The organism is Amycolatopsis sp. TRM77291 (assembly GCF_054166285.1).
This window is the reverse complement of sequence record NZ_JBSZHF010000001.1, coordinates 2,919,077-2,939,506: the sequence shown is the minus strand read 5'-3', so window position 1 is coordinate 2,939,506 and position 20,430 is coordinate 2,919,077. Positions and strand designations below refer to the sequence as shown.

Sequence of the window (20,430 nt, the reverse complement as noted above, 5' to 3'; positions counted from 1 at the left end):
GCAGGTCACGGCCGAACCGGAGCGCCCCGTCGCGGCGCTCGACGTCCTCGTCGGCGACGAACTCGCGCGGGTGACCGAGTGGAACCGCACGGCTCGTAAGGTCCCGGTCGCGACCTTGCCGGAGTTGTTCGAGGCGCAGGTGGCGCGGACGCCGGACGCTCCCGCTGTGGTGTTCGAGGGCGCCGAGTTGTCGTATGCGGAGTTCGACGCGCGGGCGAATCGGTTGGCGCGGTGGCTGGTCGATGTTCGAGGGCGCCGAGTTGTCGTATGCGGAGTTCGACGCGCGGGCGAATCGGTTGGCGCGGTGGCTGGTCGAGCAGGGTGTGGGCGCGGAGTCGGTGGTGGCGGTGTCGTTGCCGCGATCGCTCGACCTGGTCGTCGCGCTGTACGCCGTGCACAAGGCCGGTGGCGCCTACCTGCCGGTCGACCGTGACTATCCGGCCGATCGCATCGCGTTCATGCTCGAAGACGCCGCGCCCGCGGTCATTCTCGACGAACTGCCTGATTTGGACGGCTACGCCGGGGAAACCCTGGGGCGGGTCGTGGATCCGTCGTCTCCGGCGTACGTGATCTACACGTCGGGTTCGACCGGTCGCCCCAAGGGTGTGGTGGTGCCGCATTCCGGCATCGTGAACCGCCTGCTGTGGATGCAGGACGAGTATGGTCTGACGGCCGATGACCGGGTCCTGCAGAAGACGCCGTCGAGTTTCGACGTGTCGGTGTGGGAGTTCTTCTGGCCGCTGATCACCGGCGCGACGCTGGTCGTCGCCAAACCCGAGGGACACAAGGACCCGGCGTACCTCGCGGAGCTGATCCGCACCGCTGGGATCACCACCGTCCACTTCGTCCCGTCGATGCTCGCCCTGTTCCTGGAAACCGCCGAATGTACTGGCCTGCGGCGGGTGATCTGCAGTGGCGAGGCGCTGCCGTCCGAGCTGGCCGCACGCGTGGACGTCCCGCTGTACAACCTCTACGGCCCGACCGAGGCGTCCGTCGACGTGACGGCCTGGCGGGCAGGTGCCGAGACGACGCCGTCCGTCCCGATCGGACGTCCGGTGTGGAACACGCGGACGTACGTGCTGGACGCGCGGCTGAACCCGGTGCCGCCGGGTGTCCCGGGTGAGCTCTACCTCGCCGGCGTGCAGCTCGCGCGCGGGTACCTGGCCAGGCCGGGGCTGACCGCCGAGCGGTTCGTCGCCGATCCGTTCGGAGGTCCGGGGGAGCGCATGTACCGCACCGGCGACCTCGCGCGCTGGTCGGACGACGGCGTGCTGGAGTTCCTGGGCCGCGTCGACGACCAGGTCAAGATCCGCGGCTTCCGGGTCGAACTCGGGGAGGTCGAGGCCGCCTTGACCGCGTCCGGGACTGTCTCGCGAGCCGTCGTGGTCGCCCGCGAAGACCGGTTGGTGGCCTATGTCGTCGGGTCCACCGATGGCCTGCGGGAGGCGGTGGCGGCGAAACTGCCGGAGCACATGGTGCCGTCGGCGTTCGTCGTGCTCGACGAGATCCCGTTGACCCCGAACGGCAAACTCGACCGCAAGGCCCTGCCCGCGCCGGAGTTCGCGACCGCGGAAGGCCGCGAGCCGCGGAACGCGCGGGAAGAGGCCCTGTGCGCGCTGTTCGCCGACGTCCTCGGTGTCGAGCGGGTCGGGATCGACGACGGGTTCTTCGCCCTCGGCGGGCATTCGTTGCTGGTGATGCGCCTGGTCAGCCGGATCTCGGCGAGCCTGGACGCCACGGTGTCGGTCCGTGACGTCTTCGATGCCCCCACCGTCGCGGCGCTGGCCGAACGACTCTCGGACCCGTCCGCACAACCGGTCCTGAGCGCGGGGAACCGGCCGGACGTGCTGCCGCTTTCGCCCGCGCAGCAACGGTTGTGGTTCCTGTACCGGCTCGAAGGGGTCACGGCCACCTACAACATACCGCTCGCCTGGCGCCTGCACGGCGAGCTGGACGGGGAGGCGCTGAGTGCGGCGATCGGCGATCTCGTCGAGCGGCACGAACCACTCCGGACCGTGTTCGCCGAGGAGAACGGTGTCGCGGCGCAGCGGATCCTGACCGACGCGCGTCCAGAGGTCCGTTTCGAAGCAGCCGGTGACCTTCCGGCGCAGTTGTCCGCCGAGTCCGGCCGAGGGTTCGCGCTCGACGAGGAACTCCCGATCCGGGCCACGGTCTTCGCCGTCTCGCCGCGGGAACACGTCCTGCTGCTGGTGATCCATCACGTGGCGACCGACGAGTGGTCACAGGGACCCCTGATGGCGGACCTCGCCACGGCGTACGAGGCTCGTACGGCGGGTATCGCTCCACAGTGGACTGACCTGCCGGTCCAGTACGCGGATTACGCCCTGTGGCAACGCGAACTGCTCGACTCGACAGCGCCTCAGCAGCTCGGCTTCTGGCGAGAGGCGCTCGCAGGGTTGCCGGACGAGCTGGCCCTGCCCGCCGACCGTCCCCGTCCGGCGGAGTCGAGCCACCGCGGTGGTCTCGTCACCTTCCCGATCGACGGCGGGCTCACCGAGCGGCTGCGTGCCGTCGCCCGGCAGCACGACGTCAGCATGTTCATGCTGGCGCAGGCCGCGGTCGCGGCCCTGCTGCACCGGCTCGGCGCCGGGGACGACATCCCGCTCGGCGCGCCGAGTTCCGGCCGCGTCGACGAACGGCTGGAGCCGCTGATCGGCTTCTTCGTCAACTCGCTGGTGCTGCGCACCGACCTGTCCGGGAACCCGGCGTTCGGCGACCTGCTCTCCCGGGTGCGCGCGACCGACCTCGCCGCCTTCGAACACCAGGACCTGCCGTTCGAGCGCCTGGTCGACGCGGTCAACCCGGAACGTTCGCTGGCCAGGCACCCGTTGTTCCAGGTGATGGTGGTCTACCTTCCCGAAGCCGAGGACTCGCTGAAGCTGCCCGGCCTCCGCGCGGAGCAGGAGGAGTTCGCGCAGGGCGTCGCCAAGTTCGACCTCGAGTTCGGGTTCCTGGAGAACGGCAGTGACATTGGCGGGATCTCGGGCGCCATCGAGTACAGCGCCGACCTGTTCGACCACGCCACGGCCGAGTCGTTCGCGCGGCGGCTGGTCGCCGTCCTGGACCAGGTGGCCGCCGATCCGGCGATCCCGGTCGGCGAGCTCGACGTCCTCGGCGAGGACGAGCGCGCCCGGCTCGGGCGCTGGAACGACACCGCGCACGACGTCCCGGCGACCACACTGCCGGAGCTGTTCGAGGCGCAGGTGGCGCGGACGCCGGACGCTCCCGCTGTGGTGTTCGAGGGCGCCGAGTTGTCGTATGCGGTGTTCGAGGCGCAGGTGGCGCGGACGCCGGACGCTCCCGCTGTGGTGTTCGAGGGCGCCGAGTTGTCGTATGCGGAGTTCGACGCGCGGGCGAATCGGTTGGCGCGGTGGCTGGTCGAGCTGTTCGAGGGCGCCGAGTTGTCGTATGCGGAGTTCGACGCGCGGGCGAATCGGTTGGCGCGGTGGCTGGTCGAGCGGGGTGTGGGTGCGGAGTCGGTGGTGGCGGTGTCGTTGCCGCGGTCGCTCGATCTCGTGGTCGCGCTGTATGCCGTGCACAAGGCGGGCGCGGCGTATCTGCCGCTCGACACGGACTATCCGGCCGACCGGTTGGCGTTCATGCTCGAAGACGCCGCGCCCGCGGTCGTTCTCGATGAGCTGCCCGCGCTGGACGGGTATTCCGGCGAGAGCCTCGGCCGGGGCGTGGATCCGTCGTCCCCGGCGTACGTGATCTATACGTCGGGTTCGACGGGGCGCCCGAAGGGTGTGGTGGTGCCGCATTCCGGCATCGTGAACCGGTTGTTGTGGATGCAGGACGAGTACGGCCTGACAGCCGATGACCGGGTGTTGCAGAAGACACCGTCGAGTTTCGACGTGTCGGTGTGGGAGTTCTTCTGGCCGCTGATCACCGGCGCGACCCTGGTGGTCGCCAAACCGGACGGCCACCGCGATCCGGCGTATCTCGAAGCGCTGATCCGAGACCAGCGGATCACGACCCTGCATTTCGTCCCATCGATGCTGGAGGCGTTCCTCGCCGAAGAGCCGTCGTGGCATGGCGTCCGCCGCGTCCTGTGCAGTGGCGAGGCCCTGCCGCCGGAGCTGGCGGCGCGCGTGGACGTCCCGCTGCACAACCTCTACGGGCCGACAGAGGCTTCGGTGGACGTGACCTCGTGGGAGGTCGTGGACGACACTGTCCCCATCGGACGTCCGGTGTGGAACACCCAGGTCCACGTGCTCGACGCCCGGCTTCGCCCGGTTCCGCCGGGCGTGGCGGGGGAGCTGTACCTGGCGGGCACGCAACTCGCGCGCGGGTATCTCGGCCGGGCCGGGCTGACCGCCGAGCGGTTCGTGGCGAACCCGTTCGCGGCCGGGGAGAGGATGTATCGCACGGGCGACCTCGCGCGGTGGCGGTCCGATGGCGCGCTCGACTATCTCGGCCGCGCCGACGACCAGGTCAAGCTGCGCGGCTTCCGGATCGAGCTCGGCGAGATCGAGTCCGTGCTCTCCGCACGCGTGGTCCTGCGCGACGGCAGGCTCGTCGCGTACCTGACCAGCGGGGCCGACGTCGAGGAGACCCGGCGGCTGGCGGAGGCCACTCTGCCGGAGTACATGGTGCCGTCGGCGTTCGTGGTGCTGGACGCGTACCCGTTGACCCCCAATGGGAAGCTCGACCGCAAGGCGCTCCCCGCGCCGGACTTCTCCGGCGAGGTCATCGGTGACGCCCCGCGCACCCCACGCGAGGAACTGCTCGCGTCGCTCGTCGCCGGTGTGCTCGGCCTGGACAAGGTGGGTATCCACGACGACTTCTTCCGCCTCGGCGGGGACAGCATCGTCGCGATGCAGCTGGTCGGCCGCGTGCGGAGCGCCGGGCTGCTGCTGAGCCCGCGTGACGTCTTCCGGCACCGGACCGTCGCGGCCCTGGCCGAGGTCAGCTCGGTGCGGCTCGACGCGCCCGCGTCCAGGAAGCCGTTGGTGGAGCTGGACGCGGCCGAACAGGCGGAGATCCTCGACGTCGCGCCGGACACGGCCGAGGTGTGGCCGCTGACGCCGTTGCAGGCCGGGCTGCTCTTCCACGCGACGATGGACGGCGACGGACCCGACGTCTACACCGTCCAGGTGTCCTTCGACCTCGACGGGCCGCTCGATCCGGCGCGACTGCGGGACGCCGCGCAGTCGCTCGTGGACCGGCACGCCATCCTGCGCACCGGCTACCGGTACCTCGCGTCCGGCCGCCCTGTCGCGCTGGTGGCGCGTTCTGTCACCGTTCCGTGGCGTTACGTGGCCTCGGCCGACGACGCCGAGGCCGAGCTGGCCCACGACCGGCGCCGCTTCGACCCGGCCGCCGCGCCGCTGCTGCGGTTCCTGCTCCTGGCCTTGCCGGACGGCCGGCACCGCCTGGTGTTCACCCATCAGCATGTCCTGCTCGACGGGTGGTCGGTGCCGCAGCTGTTCGCCGAGCTGTCCCAGCTGTACGCCGGGGCCGAGCAGGCGCCCGCGCGTCAGTTCCGCGACCATCTCGGCTGGCTCGGGGAGCAGGACCGGGAGGCGGCCGAAGCCGCGTGGCGGCAGGCGCTCGACGGCCTGACCGAGCCGACGCATCTCGTCCCGCACGACCCGCAGCGGATCCCGGCCTTACCGGACCGGTTGTCGCTGGAGCTGCCGGAGCAGGCGACCGAGGCACTGTCCACAGTGGCCCGATCGCGGGGTCTGACGCTGAACACGCTCGTCCAGACCGCGTGGAGCATCGTGCTCGGCAGGCTGACCGGACTGCCGGACGTCGTGTTCGGCGCGACGGTCGCCGGACGCCCGCCCGAACTGGCGGGCGTCGAGCGGATGATCGGCCTGTTCATCACCACGGTCCCGGTGCGGATCGCGCTCGACCCGGCCGAAAAACTGGGCGACCTGCTCGACCGGGTCCAGGACGAGCAGTCCGGTCTGCTGGCGCACCAGCACTTCGGGCTCGCCGACATCCAGCGCGTCGCCGGGCTGGGGGAGCTGTTCGACACGCTGATGGTGTTCGAGAGCTACCCCGGCGCGGACGAGGACGAGACCGGTGCCGGGTTGCGCGGGGAGATCGTGCGGCACGAGGACTCCACGCACTATCCGCTCACCTGGGCGGTGGAACCCGGCACGCGGCTGAAGCTCACCGCCGAGTACCGCTCCGACCTGTTCGACGCCGGTCTGCCGGAACGGCTTCTCCCGGCGATGGAACGCGTGCTCGCCGCGATGGTGTCCGATATGGACACCCAGGTCGGCAGGGTGGACATCCTGGCCGAGGCCGACCTCGACCTCATCGTGCGGGACTGGAACGGCACGGCGCTCGCCGTCGAACCGTCCACTGTGGCCGGTCTGTTCGAGGTCCAGGTGCGGCGTTCGCCGGACGCGACGGCGGTGGTGTCGGGCGAGGTCGCCTTGACCTTCGCCGAACTCAACGAGCGCGCCAACCGGCTCGCCAGGGCCTTGGTCGCCCACGGCGTGGGGCCCGAGGACTTCGTCGCCTTGGCGTTGCCGCGTTCCGCGGACGTACTGCTGGCGATCCTCGCGGTCCACAAGGCAGGGGCGGCGTACCTGCCGCTCGACCCGGACTACCCGGCCGAGCGGCTGGCCGCGATGCTCGCCGACGCGCGGCCGAAGGTGATCCTGACCGAGCCCGAGCTGCTGGAGTCGCTGCCCCGGACCGAGATCGAGACGCTGGCGCTGTGCGCGCTCGTCACCGAGGACCGGCAGGCGCACGACCTGACCGACCGTGACCGCGTCCGCCCGCTCGACCCGGAACATCCGGCGTACGTGATCTACACGTCCGGCTCGACCGGGACACCCAAGGGGGTCGTCGTCCCGCATCGCGGCGTGGTGAACCTGTTCCACAGCCACCGCGCCACCCTGCACCGGCCCGCGGTCGAGGCCACCGGCAAACCGCACCTGCGGGTGGGGCACGCGTGGTCGTTCTCCTTCGACGCCTCCTGGCAGCCGCAGCTGTGGCTGCTCGACGGGCACGCCGTGCACATCGTGGACGAGGAGACCCGGCGCGACCCCGAACTGCTGGCCGCGATGATCGAGCGGGACGGCTTCGACTTCATCGAGGTCACCCCGTCGTTCTTCGCGCAGATGGCGGACGCGGGGCTGCTCGACGGCGACCGGTGCCCGCTCGCCGTGATCGGTGTCGGCGGTGAGGCGGTGCCCGAGAGTCTGTGGCGTCGCCTGGCCACTTTGGACGGAACCGAGGCCTTCAACCTGTACGGCCCGACCGAGTCCACAGTGGACGCGCTCGTCGCGAGGATCGGCGACAGCGACGAGCCGCTGGTCGGCAGGCCGGTCGCGAACACCCGCGCCTACGTACTGGACGCGGCACTGCGGCCCGTGCCGCCCGGAGTCACCGGGGAGCTGTACCTCGCCGGTTCCGGGCTCGCCCGGGGCTACCTCGGGCGATCGGCGCTGACGTCGGAGCGGTTCGTGGCGGATCCGTTCGGCCCGGCGGGAGCCCGGATGTACCGCACCGGTGACCTCGCCCGCTGGACCGCGGACGGCCGGCTGGACTTCGGCGGGCGCGCCGACGACCAGGCGAAGATCCGCGGGTTCCGGGTCGAACCCGGCGAGGTCGAGGCCGTGCTCGAACGGCACGAGAACGTCGCGCAGGCGGTCGTCCTCGTGCGTGAGGACCGTCCGCGGGTCAAGCAACTGGTGGCGTACGTGGTGTCCGCTGTGGACCGGGAGGAGCTGCGGCGGTTCGCGGCCGAGGCGCTGCCGGACTACATGGTGCCCGCGGCGTTCGTCTCGCTCGACGCGCTTCCCGTGCTGTCCAACGGAAAGCTGGACCGCAAGGCGCTGCCCGCGCCGGACTACACGGAACTGGCAGGCGGCCGGGCGCCCGAGACCGAACGGGAGAAGGCGCTGTGCGCGCTCTTCGCCGAGGTGCTCGACGTACCGGAGCTCGGCGCCGACGACGACTTCTTCGCACTGGGCGGGGACAGCATCGTCGCGATGCGGCTGGTCAGCCGGGCGCGCGCGGCCGGGCTGAAGATCACCCCGCACGACGTGTTCGCACGCCGGACCGTCGAGGCGCTGGCCGAGGTCGCCGAGAGGATCGAGGACGACGGCACGGTCGCGCTCACGCCGATCATGCACGCGCTGCGCGAACTCGGCGGCCCGATCGACGGTTACCACCAGGCGGCGTTGCTGCGGACGCCGTCCGGGATGACCGGTGACCAGCTGAAGACCGTGCTCGGCGCGGTCGTCGCGCGGCATGACATGCTGCGCGCGCGGCTCGACCGGTCGGTGGACGGCTGGGCGCTCCGGGTGGCCGAATCCGCGGACGTGCACATCGACCGCGTCGACGTCGGGGACGGTGATCTGTTCGCGCTGATCGAGCGGCACGCCGGACCGGCCCGCGCCCGGCTGGACCCGGACGCCGGCGTGATGCTGAGCGCGACATGGTTCGACGCGGGGCCGTCGGAGCCCGGACGGCTGCTGCTGATGATCCACCATCTCGCCGTCGACGGTGTGTCGTGGCGGATCCTGTTGCCGGACCTCGTTACCGCCTGGGACGCGGTCGCACACGGCGGGGTGCCGGAGCTGTCCTCGGTGGACACCTCGTTCCGGCGATGGTCGCGGGCCCTGTCCACACAGGATCGTTCCGGCGAGCTGGACCACTGGAAGTCGGTACTGGAAGGCGGGAAGCCCATCCCGCTGGTCCGGCCGCTCGACCCCGCGCGGGACGTGGCGGCGACCGTGAAGAAGGTATCGCTGACGTTGCCCGCCGAGCGGACGGCCCCGCTGCTGTCCCGGGTGCCGTCGGCGTACCGGGCGACCGTCAACGACGTCCTGCTCACCGGTCTCGCCCTCGCCGTCACCCGGTGGCGCCGGGACGGGGGACGGGCGGTGCTGGTCGACGTCGAAGGACACGGCCGCGAGGAGGAACTCGCTGGCGGCGCGGATCTTTCGCGGACGGTCGGCTGGTTCACCAGCGTCGTCCCGGTCTGCCTGGACCTGGGCGACCTCGACCTGGACGACGCGTTCGCCGGCGGTGCCGCCGCCGGGGAGGCGCTCGAACGGGTCCGGGCGCATCTCGCCGGGTTGCCGGACGGCGGTATCGGGCACGGTCTGCTCCGTTATCTCGACCCGCGCACCGGCCTGGAGGTCGCGAAGTTCGCGAAACCGCAGATCGAGTTCAACTACCTGGGCCGGATCGGTGTCCCCGAGGCGACGGACTGGTCGTACGCCGCGGAGGCCGAAGCGGCCGAACTCGGCCCCGACGACGGGATGCCGGTCTCGCACGCGCTCACGGTCAACGTCCTGGCCGAGGACCGCCCCGGCGGCCCCGAACTGGGCGCACACTGGTCCTGGCCGGAGGCCGTGCTCACCGAAGACTCGGTTCGGGAACTCGCGGAAGGCTGGTTCCTCGCACTGGACGCGCTCATCCGCCGGGCTGATTCACCGGCCACGAAGAAGGAGAACAAGGAATGACGAACCCGTTCGAGAACCCCGACGGCACGTACCTGGTGCTGGTCAACGACGAAGGCCAGCACAGCCTGTGGCCCGAGTTCGTCGAGGTCCCGGCGGGCTGGACGACGAAGTTCGGCCCCGCGTCGCGTCCGGAGTGCCTCGAATACGTCGAGACCAACTGGACGGACCTGCGGCCCGCTTCGCTCGTCAAGGCCATGGAGTCCTGACGCGCTGCAGTCCGTGAAGGTCTCTTCGAGAGGCCTTCACGGACTTGCGTTGTTCAGAAGCACGACCGAATCCGGCCATAAAACGTGAGTAGCGTTCGGGTTATGGATCGAAGAGCGTTCATGGTGACCGCCGGTGGTGCGGCGGCGGGGGCGGCGATGCTGCCGGGGCAAGCGGAAGCGGAAGGGAAGCGGGGCCCGCACGGGCCGGTCGTCCGCTTCAACATCCTGAGTGACATCCAGGGCGATCTCACCGATTTCGGCAAGGCGCTCGACGACCTGCACGCGATCAACCCGCGCAGCGCGGGGCTCGGCATCGCGGGTGACCTCACTCCGCGCGGCTACGACTTCGAGTACGCCCAGCTTCGCGCTACCTTCGACAAGCACCCGCATCCGCGCGAGGTCGCGTGGGCGATCGGCAACCACGAGTTCTACGTCCCGAAGTGGCGGGATCCCGACACGCTCGCCCAGGAGACCTGGCCCAACGGGACGACCGAGGACTCCCTCTTCCGCAGCTTCTACCGGTTCGCGGGCCGCAACACCGTCTACAACGAGACGTCGTTCGGCGGCGTTCCGGTGCTCTGCCTCGGCACCGAGCGGTACGCGAAGTACCACGACCCCAAGCTGTGGGACGAGGTCTGGATGAGCGACCGCCAGTTCACCTGGCTCGAACAACGCCTCCGGTACTGGTCGAACCGGCGCAGCCCGGTGATGGTGCTGACCCATCATCCGTTGCCCAACACCGTTTCCGGCACGCACAACAAGCTTTACCGGTCCGACTACCTCCAGCCCGACAGGCTGCTCTCGATCCTCGGCCGCCACCGGGACGTGTTCCTGTTCTCCGGGCACACGCACTGGGATCTGAACCTGTCGGACTGGGTGGTCCGCCGGGTGGTGCCGGGGACCGGCAACCTCGAAGGGTTCACCGTCGTCAACACCGCCGCCGTGCAGACCGGCTGGACGGACGACGGCAAGGGCGGCGAAGTGTCCCTCGGCGGCGCGTTCAACCAGGGACTGCAGGTCGAGGTCTCGCCGTTCTCGGTGGTCATCAAGGCCCGGGACTTCACCACGAAGACCTGGCTGAAGCAGATCACCGTTCCGCTGCACGACTCCTGGGGATTCCCGCACTGAGCGGGCGGCGGTACAGCGTGCCCTGCGTGGTACGTGAAGGCCTCCTTCCCTACCTTCAGGGTAGGCAAGGAGGCCTTCACGGACCGGCCACGCACGAGGTCAGTTGGCCGGCTTGACCTCGGTCTTCGGGTCACCGTCGACCGCGGCGGCGAGCTGCGGGACGATCCGGTCGATCACGAACGGCAGGCTCAGCACGGTCACGAAGGAGACCGCGCTGCCGTAGGTGCCTTCGTTCTCGATGAAGACCTCGCGCTTCTCCTTCGCCACCTTCATGCCGCTGTAGAGCGCGTCCTTGCCGAGGATCTCCTGCGCCTTGGCCGGGGTGTCGATGAGCCACACGAGCGCGTCGCGGTCGAGCAGGTCGGTCCGCTCGGCGCTGAGGCTCTTGCCGAACTTGTCACCGATGGCGGCGTCGAGGTCGGCCGGCAGCTTGAAACCGAGCGATTCGAGGATGTGCGAACGCCCGTCCTGGCTGCCGTAGACGAAGTAGCCCTCGTAGGTCGAGGCCATCAGCGCCGACTTGCCCGCGAACTCCGGGTGGTCCTTGCGGGCCTGGGCGAACTTGTCCTCGACACCCTTGACCAGTTCGTTCGCCTTGGTGGAGCGGCCGACGGCCTGGCCGACCTTCTTGGTCGCCTCGTTCCACGGGATGCCGTAGTCGTTGTACTCCTTCGGCTGCGCGACGACCGGGACGCCGATCTGGCTCAGCTTGTCGTACTGCTCCTTGGTGAGCCCGGAGTACAGCGCGATGATCAGATCCGGCTTGAGCGCGGCGATCTTCTCGTACTGCGGCCCGTCGACGTCCTTGAGGACCTCGGGCAGCGCGGCGCCGCCGAGCTTGTCGGTCGCCCACGGGCCGATGGTGCCGGGGAACTTGCCGAGCCACTCCGTGACACCGACCGGGACCACCCCGAGCGCGAGCAGCGCGTCCTGCTCGGTCAGGCCGACCGTGACGACGCGCTTGGGCTCCTGCGTGATGGTGGTGCTGCCGTACTTGTGCTCGATCGTGGTCGGGAACGCGTTCGCGTCGACCGCCGAGCCGGCGGAATTCTGCGCGGCCGGGGTGGCCGACTCGCCGCCTCCTCCGCACGCGGTGAGCGAGGCGGCCAGCACCAGGGTGGACGCCAGCAGGCCGGCGGTCTTCAGGCGCCCGCGCACGGCGGAGAGGGTGGGGATTCGGGCCATCGTCCGTCCTTCTTGATCGGCTGTCCGGCGGCATGCCGGATTAATCGAGGATCAGGTTTGGCTAACCTAAGACGCTGGCCGGTCGATTGCAACCGGTGACGGTGCGTCCCGGGTCACGTCTGTGAGCGGTTGTCCGACCAGGCCGCCCAAAGCGTTGCGTATTGACCGCCGGAGGCCACGAGTTCGTCGTGCGTCCCGCTTTCGACGATCACGCCCGCGTCGAGCACGACGACGCGATCCGACGCCGCCGCCTGCGTCAGCCGGTGCGCGACGACCAGGCCGGTCCGGCCCTCGAGCGCCGCGGCCGCGGCGGCTTCGAGGGTCTTCGCGCCCGCGCTCCCGGCTTCGGCGGTCGCCTCGTCGAGGATTGCGATCGGCGGATCGGCGAGCACCAGCCTCGCGAGCGCGAGCTGTTGGGACTGGGTGACCGTCAGCCGATGCCCGCCCTCGCCGACCACGGTCGCGAGCCCTTCGCTCAGCGCCTCCGCCCAGTCACGCGCACCGACCTTTTCCAGTGCCGCCAACAGTTCCGCGTCGGAAGCCCCGGGACGGGCGAGGCGGAGGTCGTCCGCCAGCGAACCGGCGAAGACATGCACCTCCTGGCTGATCAGCGCGACCGCCTGCCGCGTGGCTGACGGCCCGAGCTCGTCGAGTGGCACTCCGCCGACGGAGATCGTTCCCGAAGCCGGGGTGTGGATCCCGGCGATCAGCTTGGCCAGCGTCGTCTTGCCCGCCCCGCTCGCGCCGACCAGCGCGACCCGTTCGCCGGGGGAGAGGCTGAGGTCGACGTCCCGCAGCACCGGGTGACCGTCCACATAGGAATGAGAGATGCCCGCCGCCTTCACCGAGGCGTCGACGGGTTTCGCGGGCCGTTCGGGTTCGCGCGGCGCGGGCAGATCGGCGACACCGATCAGCCGGGCGAGGCTCGCGGCGGCCGCCTGCGCGTCGTCCACCAGCGCCAGCGCGCTGTTGATCGGACCGAAGAGGCTGTGGAAGTACAACGCCGCCGCGGTCGCCGCGCCGACGGTCACGGCGTCGGCTCCCACCAACAGGAACCCGGCCGCGAGCACGGCCGAGAGACCGACGAACTCGGCCAGGTTGAGCCGGGCGAAGAACCTCGTCATCAGCCGGACACCGCGCAGCATCAGGTCCATCGCGCCCTCGGACCGCTGCCGGACCCGCTCCACGTGGGCGTCGGCGAGCCGGAACGCGCGGACGGTCTTCGCGCCGCCGATCGTGTCGAGCAGTTGCTGCTGCTGCGAACCCGTCGCGATCCGCTGCTTCGCGTACAACGGCACGGCGTTGCGGACGTACCAGCGCACGGTGTGCAGCTGGATCGGCGTCGCGAGCAGCGCGGCCAGGAGGAAACGCCAGTCGAGGACGGCGAGCGCGCCGAGGGTCAGCACGATCGTCAGCACCGAGCGGCCCAGTTCGGGCAGCGCTTCGCGGACCGCCCTCGCGACCACCGTGACGTCGTTCGTGACCCGGGCGGTCAGGTCACCGGAACCCGCGCGTTCGACCTGTTCCAGCGGGAGCCCCAGCGCCCGGTCGACGAACCGTTCGCGGAGTTCCGCGAGCAGTGTTTCGCCGAGCTTGGCGGTGACTGAGACACCCAACGCTGTCGCGATGGCCTGTGCGACGGCGACCAGAACGAGCGCCACCACGGGGGTGGTCAGCTCGGTCGCCGGCCGCTTCTCGATGACCAGGTCGACGATGTGGCCGAGCAGCCGGGCGGTGAGCAGCCCGATCGCGGTCGCGCCGACGAGCATCGCCAGCGCGCCGGCGGCGCGGGCCTTCGAGGTGCGGAGCAATTCGCCGAGGACCGCGCGGATCCGCTTGCCGTCGGCGGTGGGGAGGAGTTCGCGGGTCATGACAGCACCGCCGCGCGGTAGTCGGCGCGGTCGCGGGCGAGTTCGGCATGGCCGCCTTCGCCGGTGATCCGCCCGCCGTCGAGGACGACGACGCGATCGGCGGCGGCGAGCAGGGCGGGGCTCGTGGTCACCAGGATCGTGGTCCGTCCTCGTCGTAACCGGGCGAGCCCGGTGGCGATCTTCGCCTCGGTCACCGTGTCGACCGCCGTCGTCGGGTCGTGGACGACGAGCACCGGCGCGTCCGCGGCGAGCGCGCGGGCGAGCGCGACCCGCTGCCGCTGGCCGCCGGAGAGGGAGCGACCGCGTTCGGTGACCGCGGTCGCCGTGCCGTCCGGCAAGGCCGCCGCGACCTCGTCCGCCGCCGACGCGGCCAGCGCCTCGTCGGCGGACCGGCCGTCCGCGTGGACGTTCTCCGCCAGCGTTCCTTCGAACAGATCCGCGTCGTGCGCGGCGACCAGGACGACCTCCCGTACCCGTTCCGGGTCCACAGTGGACAGATCGACGCCGTCGACGTGGACCTTGCCCTCCGCCGGATCTCCCGCGCGGCCGAGGCAGTCGAGCAGATCGGTCGCGGCGGCGGGATCCGCGGCGACGACGCCGATCAGCTGCCCGGCCGGGATCTCGAGGTCGACGCCGCGGAGGCTGCCGTACGAGACATCGGTGAACCGGACGTTCCCGCCGGCAGGCGACGGGAGTTCGCCGTCCCCCGAGTCCACGGCGACCGGCGTGGTCAGCAGATCGGCGACCCGGGCCGCCGACGCGCGGCCCTGCGCCAGTTCGCCGTTGACCCACGAGAAGATCAGGAACGGCGTGAGCAGGAACTGGGCCAGCCCCACCGCGGCGACGAGATCGCCGACGCTGATCGATCCCGACGACGCGAGATGCCCGCCGACGAGGGCGACGACCGCGATGAAGACGCCGGTCAGCGCGAGCACCGCGCCGTCGTGCCAGGCCTTGGCCCGTGCGGCGCGCAAAGTCGCCTTGAGCGAGTTCTGGCTCGTGTCGCGATAACGGGCGACCGCGGCGGGTTCGGCGCCGATGCCCTTGAGCACCCGCAGTCCGGACACCAGGTCCGTGGCGACGCCCGAGGCGTGCGCGGACCGTTCCTGTTCGGCTTCGCTACGGCGCTCCAGCGGCTTGCCGATGAGATGCGCCAGATACAGCAGCGGCGGCGTGCCCAGCAGGACGAGCAGCCCGAGCGGAAGCGAGATCCGCAGGAGGGCGACGGCGCTGACCAGCACCCCGGCGAGCGCGGCGATCCCGAACGGCAACGCCGCGTTGACCACCCCGACGCGTTGCGCGTCGCTGGTGCCGATGTTGACCAGTTCGCCCGCCAGCTTGCCCTTGTCGGCGCCGCCACCGGGATGCAGGACCCGGCGGCTGATCGCGATGCGGAGGTCGTGCGCCGCGCGCAGGGACGCGCCTTCGGCGGCGCGCGCGGCGAACCGGTAGCTGTAGGACAGCCCGGCGAAGATCACGCCGAGCACGGCGAGCCAGAACATGAGCGTGCCCACCGAGCCGCCGTCGACCGCCTGATCGATCACCACGCCGATGATCACCGGGACGAGCGCTTCACCGCCCTGGTGGCCGGCGGCCAGCACGGACGCGAGTGTGACCCGCCGTCGCTGCCCGGAAATCGCCTGCCGCAGGACACTCCGGCTGGTGGTGGCCGTTGCGGTCACCGGCGCCTCCGTTCGTGGTGGGGAAGGTAAGGCTAGTCTAAGTAGGTAGCTCGTTGAGGTGAACTCCGGCGTTCGGTTAGCCTCGCCTCACTCGAAGGAGGTTCCGTGGTCGTCACCGAACGCCCGTCCGCTGTGGCGTCCGCGCCCAGCGCGGCGGCACGGACGTTCCGCGCCGGCGGACTGCTGGTGGGGCTCGCCCTGCTGGCGCTGGTGTTCCTGCTCAGCATCTGGGTGGGGTCGAAGAGCATCCCGTTCACCTCCACCTGGTCGGTGCTGTGGCATAACGACGGCTCGACCGAGGCGGTGATCATCCACGACCTCCGCATCCCGCGGACCCTGCTGGGGGTGGTCGTCGGCGTCGCGCTCGGCCTGGCCGGCGCGGTGATGCAGGCGCTCACCCGGAACCCGCTCGCCGACCCGGGCCTGCTCGGGGTCAACACCGGCGCCTCGGCCGCGGTCGTCTCCGGCATCGCGTTCGTCGGGGTCACCGGCGTGCTCGGCTACATCTGGTTCGCCTTCGCCGGGGCGGCGATCGCGTCGGTCGTGGTCTACGTCCTCGGCTCCGCGGGCCGCAGTGCCACGCCGGACCGGCTCGTACTCGCCGGTTCGGCAGTCATGGCCGTGCTCCAGGCCTACATCGTCGGGATCCTGCTGCTGATGCCCGAGACGTTCAACCAGTTCCGCTTCTGGAACGTCGGTTCGCTCAGCGGCCGGAAATGGGACGTGTTCTGGCAGAACTCGCCGTTCGTGGCGGTCGGCGCGATCATCGCGCTGCTGCTGGCCCGGCCGCTCAACGTCCTCGCGCTCGGCGACCAGACCGGCAAGGCGCTCGGCGCCCACGTCGGCCGCACCCGGGTGCTGGGCGCGATCGTGGTGACCCTGCTCTGCGGCGCGGGTACCGCGGCCATCGGGCCGGTCGTCTTCCTCGGGCTCGCCGTGCCGCACGCCGCGCGGATGCTGGTCGGCCCCGATCAGCGCTGGGTCCTGCCGTATTCGATGCTGCTCGCGCCGATCGCGCTGATCGGCGCCGACGTCGTCGGCCGCGTGCTGAACCCGCCGGAGGAACTGCAGGCGGGCATCGTCGTCGCGTTCCTCGGCGCGCCGGTGTTCATCGCGCTCTGCCGCCGCAGGAAGCTGGCCAGGCTGTGACCGCGATCAAGGAGCACCCACGGATGAGCACCCGCGTCCTGCGCACCCCGGGCGGCGGACTTTCCCTTCGCGTCACCCCGCGGGCCGCGATCGTCGTCGCGCTGCTGGCCATCGCCGTGTTCTTCCTCGGCGCCGTCAGCATGACCACCGGCGACTACCCGTTGTCCGTCGGCGAGGTCATCCAGACGCTGTTCGGCTTCGGCGACCGGAGCACCGAGTTCATCGTGACCACCCTGCGGCTGCCCCGGTTGCTGACCGCGCTGCTGGTCGGCGGCGCGCTCGCGGTCAGCGGCGCGATCCTGCAGAGCCTGTCCGGGAATCCCTTGGGCAGCCCCGACTTCATCGGCTTCACCGAGGGCGCGGCCGCCGGGGCGCTGCTGACGATCATCGTGGTGCACGGCGGCATGCTCCAGGTATCGCTGGGTGCGCTGGTCGGCGGCGTCGTGACCGCGGGCCTGATCGCGTTGCTCGCGCTGAAGGGCGGCGTGCACACGTTCCGCCTGATCCTCGTCGGTATCGGCGTGAACGCGATGCTGCTCGCGTTCAACTCCTACCTGATCACCAGGGCCTCCTGGCAGGACGGCCTGGCGGCGCAGGCGTGGCTGGTCGGCGGGCTCAACGGCCGCGGCTGGGAGCACGTCGTCCCGGTCGCCATCGCCATCGCCGTCCTGCTGCCGCCCGCCCTCGTCTACGGCAGAAGGCTTTCCCTGCTGGAGATGGGGGACGACTCGGCCAAGGGACTCGGCGTGCCGGTGCAGCGGAGCCGGGTCGTGCTCCTCGGGGTCAGCGTCGGGCTGTGTTCGATCGCGACCGCGGCCGCCGGCCCGATCGCGTTCCTGGCGCTCGCCGCGCCTCAGCTGGCGAAGCGGCTCACGCGGTCTTCGGGGCCGGGGCTCGCCGCGGCCGCGCTGATGGGCATGCTCCTGCTGGTGACCAGCGACCTGATCACCCAGCGGTTCTTGGCGGGCCTGCCCGTCGGCCTCGTGACCGGGGCGATCGGCGGGGTGTACCTGGCCTGGCTGCTGGTGTCCCGGCGCGGGGTCAGCCGGGCTGCGCGCTGACCGGTTCGATCGGCGCGGGCTCGCCGAAGCGGGCCAGCGCCAGCGCCGCCGAGACCGCGAGCACGAACCCGACCCCTGCGACGACCGCGAACCCGGGTCGCGTGGTGTCGCCCAGTACGAGCACCCCGACCAGGGACGGGAGGACGGTCTCGCCGATGACCATCATCGCGGTCGAGGTCGTGACACTGCCGCGCTGCAACGCGGTGGCGTAGAACAACATCGCCAGCGCGCCCGCCACGCCCAGCGTGTAGGTCGCCGGGTCGGCCAGCAGGCCCAGCGGCGCGAGACTGGTGAGCGCGCGCCCGGAGAGGGCGACCACGCCGAAGCACAGGCCGGCGATCAGGCCCAGCGCCGGCGTCCGGATCCGGCGCGACGCCCGCCCGGCGAACATCCCCGCCGTGCCGAGCACCACGACCGCGCCGATCAGCACGAGCCGGAAACCCAGCCCGGTCGACGCCGAGCCCTCGCTCTCCGCCGACATCCCGAGCAACGCGAGCCCCGCGCAGACGACCGCGACCGCCGTCCACTCGCGACGGCCGAGCCGGACTCCGAGCGTCCGCGCGGCCACCGCCGTCACGGCGAGGCTTCCCGCCAGCGCCGCCTGGACCACAAAGAGCGGCAGCACCCGTAGCGCGGCGACCTGGGCGACGAACCCGACGACGTCGAGCGCGAGACCCGCGACGAACTTCCACTGCCGCAGCACACGCACCAGAAGGCGGGGATCGACGCGGTCTTCCGCGCCCGACGTCGCTTTCGCGGCGATCGCCTGCATCACCGAAGCGACGCCGTACGCACAGGCCGCGAAGAACGCGCACACCAAACCCCACCACATGAACGGTGAGCCTAGCCCTGCGGTGACCACCGGAGATCTCGCGTGATCGGGCACGTAACTCACGAGTTACGCGCCCAATCACGCGAGTTACGCCTTCGAGCACGTGAGTTCGCCGTATGTGTAGGGTGACCGACATGTCGAACACGGGTTCGAGTGCGGCGGAGCCGGTGGCGCGCGCCTGGCCGGACGGGATCGCCGAGGACGAAGCCGGGCTCCAGTGGGACTTCCTGCGTTTCCTCCGCGCGACGGCGGTGAACAAGGTCGCCGGGCTGACCAGGGAGCAGGCGGCCGCGACACCACTGCCGTCGTCCCCGCGGATGAGCGCGCTGGGGCTGCTCAAACATCTGACCGCGGTGGAGCGCTGGTGGCTCTCGATCGAGGCGGGCGGCGCGGATCTGCCTTCGCTGTGGGAAGGCTCACCGGATCCGAGCTGGGACCTGACCGAGGACGACGACCCGCGTTCGGTCGTCGAGGCGTACCGCGCCGAGTGGGCCTTGTCGGAGTCGTCGCTGGCCGGGGTCTCGGCGGACGATCGCGCGCGCGGGTCGGGGAAGTTCACCGTCCGCTGGGTGCTCGCGCACGTCGTCCAGGAAACGGCGCGGCACGTCGGGCATCTGGACATCCTGCGGGAGCTGGCCGACGGAACGACGGGGGAGTAGCGCCGTAAGGTGTCCGCATGGCTGACAGGCTGTACTTCCGGCAATTGCTCGCGGGCCGTGACTTCGCGGTGGGGGATCCCGTCGCGACGCAGATGGTCAACTTCGCCTATCTGATCGGCGACCGGGAGACGAACGAGGCCGTCGTCGTCGACCCGGCGTACGCCGTCGGCGATCTGCTGGACCTGCTGGAGGCCGACGGCATGCGGCTGACCGGCGTCCTCGCCACGCATCACCACCCCGACCACGTCGGCGGCGAGATGATGGGCTTCTCGCTGCCGGGGATCGCGGAACTGCTGGAACGCGTCCAGGTGCCGATCCACGTCAACGGCGCGGAGGCCGAGTGGGTCCGCCGGATCACCGGCGTCTCCGGAACCGATCTGCGGTCGCACGAGCACGACGACGTCGTCGAGGTCGGCGCGGTGCCGATCCGGCTGCTGCACACGCCGGGGCATACTCCGGGCAGCCAGTGCTTCCTGGTCGACGGGAAGCTCGTTTCGGGCGACACGCTATTCCTCGAAGGCTGCGGCCGGACCGATTTCCCCGGCGGTGACGCGGAAGCCATCTACCGGAGCCTGCGGTGGCTGGCCGGGCTGGACGGCGATCCGGTCGTCTATCCGGGACACCAGTACTCGGCGGAGCCGTCGGCGAACCTGTCTCGGGTGAAGGACACGAACTTCGTGTTCCGGCCGAAGTCGCTGGACGAATGGCGGCTGATGTTCGGCGGCTGACCGCATTCAGAGGACTAAACGCGTCGTGTCGTCCTGATGTCCGTGAAGGCCTCCTTGAGGGACCCAGAGCCTCGTAAGGAGGCCTTCGCGGACATCAGAGCGGGACGCGACGTCACCACTGTCCCAGCGTCACCAGGGATCACATCGACGGGTAGTGAAGGGCCCTTTCCTACCGTCAGGGTAGTCAAGGAGGCCTTCACGGCCAGCCGCGGCCGTGACCAGGGGAGACCGCCACGCCACACTCGACTTCCCCTCAATAAACGCGGAAGGGCTTAGCGTCCTCCGCTCGCCTGAGCCCCGGTCGGCGTGTCGCGAAAGCCACTTTGAGGACATCAGATGTCCCGAAAGTGNCGTGACCAGGGGAGACCGCCACGCCACACTCGACTTCCCCTCAATAAACGCGGAAGGGCTTAGCGTCCTCCGCTCGCCTGAGCCCCGGTCGGCGTGTCGCGAAAGCCACTTTGAGGA

The 20,430-nt window shown here is 70.7% G+C and carries 11 protein-coding genes; 7 read left to right on the top strand and 4 right to left on the bottom strand.

The window, feature by feature from the left end:
- Positions 1-164: 164 nt before the first annotated feature.
- The 3 genes from ACXIZN_RS13930 (at position 165) to ACXIZN_RS13920 (ending at position 10,795) form a co-directional block, all read left to right on the top strand.
- On the top strand, positions 165-9,461 hold the full coding sequence (locus ACXIZN_RS13930) for an amino acid adenylation domain-containing protein (RefSeq protein WP_457960515.1): 9,297 nt from the start codon (positions 165-167) through the stop codon (positions 9,459-9,461).
- Positions 9,458-9,667, top strand: a complete 210-nt coding sequence (locus tag ACXIZN_RS13925) for an MbtH family protein (RefSeq protein ID WP_007029404.1) — start codon at positions 9,458-9,460, stop codon at positions 9,665-9,667. Before ACXIZN_RS13930 ends, ACXIZN_RS13925 begins: the two co-directional genes overlap by 4 nt.
- Positions 9,668-9,769: 102 nt before the next feature.
- Positions 9,770-10,795, top strand: coding sequence for a metallophosphoesterase family protein (locus tag ACXIZN_RS13920; protein ID WP_457954829.1), 1,026 nt, complete (start codon positions 9,770-9,772; stop codon positions 10,793-10,795).
- Between the two features lie 99 nt (positions 10,796-10,894).
- Here ACXIZN_RS13920 and ACXIZN_RS13915 read toward each other — a convergent pair whose 3' ends face one another.
- From ACXIZN_RS13915 to ACXIZN_RS13905, 3 genes are all read right to left on the bottom strand, one after another.
- Positions 10,895-11,980: an ABC transporter substrate-binding protein gene (locus ACXIZN_RS13915; RefSeq protein WP_457954827.1), complete on the bottom strand. Its 1,086-nt coding sequence runs from the start codon at positions 11,978-11,980 to the stop codon at positions 10,895-10,897.
- A gap of 113 nt (positions 11,981-12,093) precedes the next feature.
- Positions 12,094-13,851, bottom strand: a complete 1,758-nt coding sequence (locus ACXIZN_RS13910) for an ABC transporter ATP-binding protein (protein WP_457954825.1) — start codon at positions 13,849-13,851, stop codon at positions 12,094-12,096.
- The gene (locus tag ACXIZN_RS13905) at positions 13,848-15,533 is read right to left on the bottom strand and encodes an ABC transporter ATP-binding protein (RefSeq protein WP_457954824.1); all 1,686 of its coding nucleotides are present in this window, start codon (positions 15,531-15,533) and stop codon (positions 13,848-13,850) included. The genes ACXIZN_RS13910 and ACXIZN_RS13905 overlap by 4 nt, the downstream gene beginning before the upstream one ends.
- A gap of 105 nt (positions 15,534-15,638) precedes the next feature.
- Between ACXIZN_RS13905 and ACXIZN_RS13900 the strand changes: the two genes are divergently transcribed.
- On the top strand, positions 15,639-16,682 hold the full coding sequence (locus tag ACXIZN_RS13900) for a FecCD family ABC transporter permease (protein ID WP_457954823.1): 1,044 nt from the start codon (positions 15,639-15,641) through the stop codon (positions 16,680-16,682).
- 23 nt (positions 16,683-16,705) lie between these two features.
- Entirely contained in the window at positions 16,706-17,743 is a 1,038-nt protein-coding gene (locus ACXIZN_RS13895; RefSeq protein ID WP_457954821.1) for a FecCD family ABC transporter permease, read from the top strand.
- Here ACXIZN_RS13895 and ACXIZN_RS13890 read toward each other — a convergent pair.
- Positions 17,724-18,575: a hypothetical protein gene (locus tag ACXIZN_RS13890; protein ID WP_457954820.1), complete on the bottom strand. Its 852-nt coding sequence runs from the start codon at positions 18,573-18,575 to the stop codon at positions 17,724-17,726. The two genes, ACXIZN_RS13895 and ACXIZN_RS13890, sit on opposite strands and share 20 nt — an antisense overlap.
- A 134-nt stretch (positions 18,576-18,709) precedes the next feature.
- On the opposite strand from ACXIZN_RS13890, the gene ACXIZN_RS13885 reads away from it, so the two are divergent.
- Together ACXIZN_RS13885 and ACXIZN_RS13880 are read left to right on the top strand one after the other, a co-directional pair.
- Complete coding sequence (locus tag ACXIZN_RS13885; RefSeq protein ID WP_457954818.1) at positions 18,710-19,234, top strand: DinB family protein; 525 nt, start codon at positions 18,710-18,712, stop codon at positions 19,232-19,234.
- A 17-nt stretch (positions 19,235-19,251) separates the two neighbouring features.
- Positions 19,252-19,962: an MBL fold metallo-hydrolase gene (locus tag ACXIZN_RS13880; RefSeq protein WP_457954816.1), complete on the top strand. Its 711-nt coding sequence runs from the start codon at positions 19,252-19,254 to the stop codon at positions 19,960-19,962.
- Positions 19,963-20,430: the final 468 nt, after the last annotated feature.